Origin of the sequence: Bradyrhizobium pachyrhizi, from assembly GCF_001189245.1 — a bacterium.
Taxonomy (GTDB): domain Bacteria; phylum Pseudomonadota; class Alphaproteobacteria; order Rhizobiales; family Xanthobacteraceae; genus Bradyrhizobium; species Bradyrhizobium pachyrhizi.
The window spans coordinates 62,204-65,881 of record NZ_LFIQ01000049.1 but is presented as its reverse complement, the minus strand read 5'-3'; the positions used below and the strand labels follow the sequence as shown (position 1 = coordinate 65,881).

Below are 3,678 nucleotides of genomic sequence, written 5' to 3'. Positions count from 1 at the left end.
ATGGGGTTGTTTTCGATATTTTGGCGGCGCCCATGCGACGGCCCAGATGACTTCATATGCGCTCGGCCAGGCGATTGATCCGGCGGTCTTGGCTTCACTCGAGCCTTCGGCCGTGCGATGCTTCGAGCTGGATGTAGCGGCGGCTCCGTGCCGTCTGCTCGCCAGGTCGGCGCCGACGATGGGCAGGTGCAACCGATAAGGATTGCCTCCCATCGGCAGAAGCGACCCGATGACCTCTAATGCGCTCCGCGACTACGCCCAAAGCATCCTGACCGCACGGGTCTACGACGTGGCGGTCGAAACGCCGCTCGATCCCATGCCGCGGCTCTCCGAACGATTGTCGCGCACGGTGTTGCTGAAGCGGGAAGACTTCCAGCCGATCTTCTCGTTCAAGCTTCGCGGCGCCTACAACAAGATCGTCAGGCTGCCGGACGCGCAGCGCAGGCTGGGCGTCATTTGCGCTTCGGCGGGCAATCATGCGCAGGGCGTGGCGCTGTCGGCGCGCAAGCTTGGGATTCCGGCGACGATCGTCATGCCGAGGACGACGCCCGCCATCAAGGTCGAGGCCGTCCGGCGCTTGGGCGGTGACGTTGTCCTGCATGGCGATACGTTCGACGACGCACAGACCAAGGCCAGGGAGATCGAGGCCGCGCGTGGTTTGACCTTTGTGCATCCGTTCGACGATCCCGATGTGATCGCCGGCCAGGGAACGGTCGGGATGGAGATCCTGCGCCAGCATCCCGATACGATCGAGGCGATCTTCGTGCCGATCGGCGGAGGCGGACTGGCGGCCGGCGTGGCTGCCTTCGTGAAGTTCCTCAACCCGTCGATCAAGGTCGTCGGCGTCGAGCCGGCGGACGCCGCGTCGATGGCGGCCGCGCTCGCCAAGGGCAATGTCGTCGCGCTGGATCAGGTCGGACTGTTCGCCGACGGTGTCGCCGTCCGCAAGGTGGGAACCGAGACCTTCCGGCTCTGCCGCGACCTGCTCGACGAGGTTGTCACGGTGGACACCGATGCCATGTGCGCCGCCATCAAGGACATCTTCGACGACGTGCGATCGGTCGCCGAACCTTCCGGGGCATTGGCGCTCGCCGGCCTCAAGCTCTATGCCGAGCGCGGCGCGCTGAGCGACGGAAGCCTGATTGCCGTCAACAGCGGCGCCAATCTGAATTTCGACCGGCTGCGCACCATTGCCGACCGCGCCGAGGTCGGCGAACATCGCGAGGCGCTGCTTGCCGTGACCGTGCCGGAGAAGCCGGGCAGCTATCGGCACTTCATCCGCATCCTCGGCTCGCGCGCGATCACGGAATTCAACTACCGCTTTGCCGAGACCACCGCGCCGGCGCAACTGTTCGTCGGCATCGCGCTGAGCCGCGGCGAGGTCGAGAAGCGGGAAGTCATGGAGCTGCTTCGGCGCGAAGGCTATCCGATCCTCGATCTGAGCGAGAATGAGATGGCCAAGGACCATGTGCGCTACATGGTGGGCGGTCGCGCTCCGCTGCTCAAGGACGAGGTCATCTACCGCTTCGAGTTTCCAGAGCGTCCCGGCGCGTTGCTGAAATTCCTCGAGAGCCTGGCGCCGGACTGGAATATTTCGCTGTTCCACTATCGCAATCACGGCGCCGACTACGGACGCATTCTGGCGGGGATCGAGGTCAAGCCTCACGAGCGCGCCCGGTTCGTTCAGGCGCTGGATGCGCTCGGCTATCCCTACTGGAACGAGAGCGAAAATCCGGCCTATCGCCTGTTTCTCTCCGCCGAGAAGGGATGAAGCGGCGAGCGTCTCTGTTGGCCAACGGTCAGCGATCGGCCGTCAGTTGCTGGCGATAGCGCTCGGCGTCCCAGTTCAGCAGCGCATGCTCATTCTCTGCTGTCAGATAGTTGACCCGTGCGGTCAGGGGCAGGCGGCAGGTGACCAATGCGAGACAGCTCAGCATGGCTTCCGCGCCGTCACTCGCATCCTCGCGGATGAGGCTGCCGAGGTCAGGGACAAGAAGCGCAACCGGCGGCGGCAGTCCGTTCGCGGTGGTCTGCGCGATCATGCCGCTCAGCTTCTCGCGATGCTCCAGGACCGGCAGGCCCGGGCCAAGGAAGACGACGTGATCGGGATACAACGAGCCGCTGGTCGCGATCGCGCGGCTGTAACGGTCGGTGGCGATGTCGTGGCCGCGAGGATCCTGCGGCAGGCGATAATTGGTGCCTGCACTGATCGTCCGGAGCGCGTCATGATCTGCCGACGGCGCGCTGCGCTGCTCCAGCGCGAGGCGTCTCTCGACGTCGGCCACCAACGCCTCCGCCGCGTCGCAAGTGTCTGCACCGACCACCAGGCCGTGATTGCCAAGGATCAGGACGTCGACCGCATCCCGCGCGATCGCCGCGCTGACGGCGCGCGCGAGCGGCAGCCCCGGGTGATGATAGTCGAGGTAACGCCACGCCAATCCATCCAGGCGCCGGGCAAATTCGTCGCGGGCGTCGATGCGCACCGCCCATGCGATGGTGTTGACGGAATGGACGTGCAGCACGATCCGCTGCGGCATCAACGCATGCAGCGAGGTCTCGATCGAGGCGCGCAGCGTCGTCCCGGCGTTCGGCGCCAGCGGCACGCGTTCGTCGCCATGCATCAGCGCCGCGCGCGCGGCCGATAAGGCGACCGGCACGAAAATCTCCTTGTCCTCGGCATCGGCGAGCCAGGTACCTGACGCCTTCACCCACAGCACGTCGCCATCCTTGACCGACGAATTGCCGCCGGCGCCTTGCACCAGCAGGATATTCCTGCCGACGCGTGCCGACATGCGGCGCAGTTCATCCATCATTTGAGGCCGTCGCATCGGGGCTGTTCTCACCAGGTCAGATGGTCCATCGTCCAGTGCGGCATCCGCGCCGCTGTGCCGGCTACGGTCTTGATCGCCCGCGGCAGATCGCTCGCCTGCGCAAGCGTCGCGCGGTGGGCGCCGGAGCCGATCAGCAGGGTCAGCATGCCGGCGGTGCGTCCACCGGCGATATCGTGATCGAGGGAGTCGCCGATGACGAGGATCCGTTCCGGCGGCGGATGCCCCAATTGATCGAGCGCGGCGGCAAACATCGGCGGATGCGGTTTGCCGACGAACAGCACGGTGCCGCCAAGCGAATGATAGAATGCAGCGAGCGCGCCCGGCGCGGGGATCAGGCCCGCGACGCCGAACATCACGAGATCAGGATTGGCGCACAGCATCGGCAACTGGCGTGCGGCAGCGGTTGCCAGCGGCTCACGCCATCGCTCGGGCTCGGCCGCGTCATCGTCGAGACCGCCGAGCAGGATGAAATCGGCCTCGCGCATGTTCGAGACCACCACAAGGTCGGTGCCGTCGACGATCGAGCGGTCACCGTCGCGCGAGATCAGGAAGCAGGCGCGTCCGAGCTCGGCAAAGGGCGCCTGCTCGCGCGCATGCAGGCCGCGCCAGGTGACCTCGCCCGAGGACAGCACGCCGTCATAGGCGTCGGACGGCAAGCCGAGCGTCGCGAGCCGCCGCTGGTTGCTGCCGGCGCGCTTGCCGGAATTGGACAGGATCAGGATCCGCTTGCCGGCTTCGCGCAGCCGCGCCACGCACTCCAGCGCCGCGGGGAACACCGCCAGTCCCTCATGCAGCGTGCCCCACTGGTCGAGCAGCACATGATCGAAGCGGTCGGCGATGGCGTGAA

At 66.3% G+C, this 3,678-nt stretch carries 4 protein-coding genes; 1 reads left to right on the top strand and 3 read right to left on the bottom strand.

Features of this window, described 5'->3' with window-relative positions:
- On the bottom strand, positions 1–192 hold a 192-nt coding region (locus tag AKL29_RS43970), incomplete at its 3' end, for a hypothetical protein (RefSeq protein WP_210168321.1).
- A 37-nt stretch (positions 193–229) separates the two neighbouring features.
- Here AKL29_RS43970 and ilvA point away from each other — a divergent pair.
- Positions 230–1,771, top strand: coding sequence for a threonine ammonia-lyase, biosynthetic (gene ilvA / locus AKL29_RS07830; RefSeq protein ID WP_050383704.1), 1,542 nt, complete (start codon positions 230–232; stop codon positions 1,769–1,771).
- A 28-nt stretch (positions 1,772–1,799) separates the two neighbouring features.
- Here ilvA and AKL29_RS07825 read toward each other — a convergent pair whose 3' ends face one another.
- Together AKL29_RS07825 and AKL29_RS07820 are read right to left on the bottom strand one after the other, a co-directional pair.
- Positions 1,800–2,813, bottom strand: coding sequence for a class II aldolase/adducin family protein (locus AKL29_RS07825; RefSeq protein ID WP_244481826.1), 1,014 nt, complete (start codon positions 2,811–2,813; stop codon positions 1,800–1,802).
- Positions 2,814–2,839: 26 nt separating this feature from the next.
- Complete coding sequence (locus tag AKL29_RS07820) at positions 2,840–3,670, bottom strand: TIGR01459 family HAD-type hydrolase (protein ID WP_244481834.1); 831 nt, start codon at positions 3,668–3,670, stop codon at positions 2,840–2,842.
- Positions 3,671–3,678 lie beyond the last annotated feature (8 nt).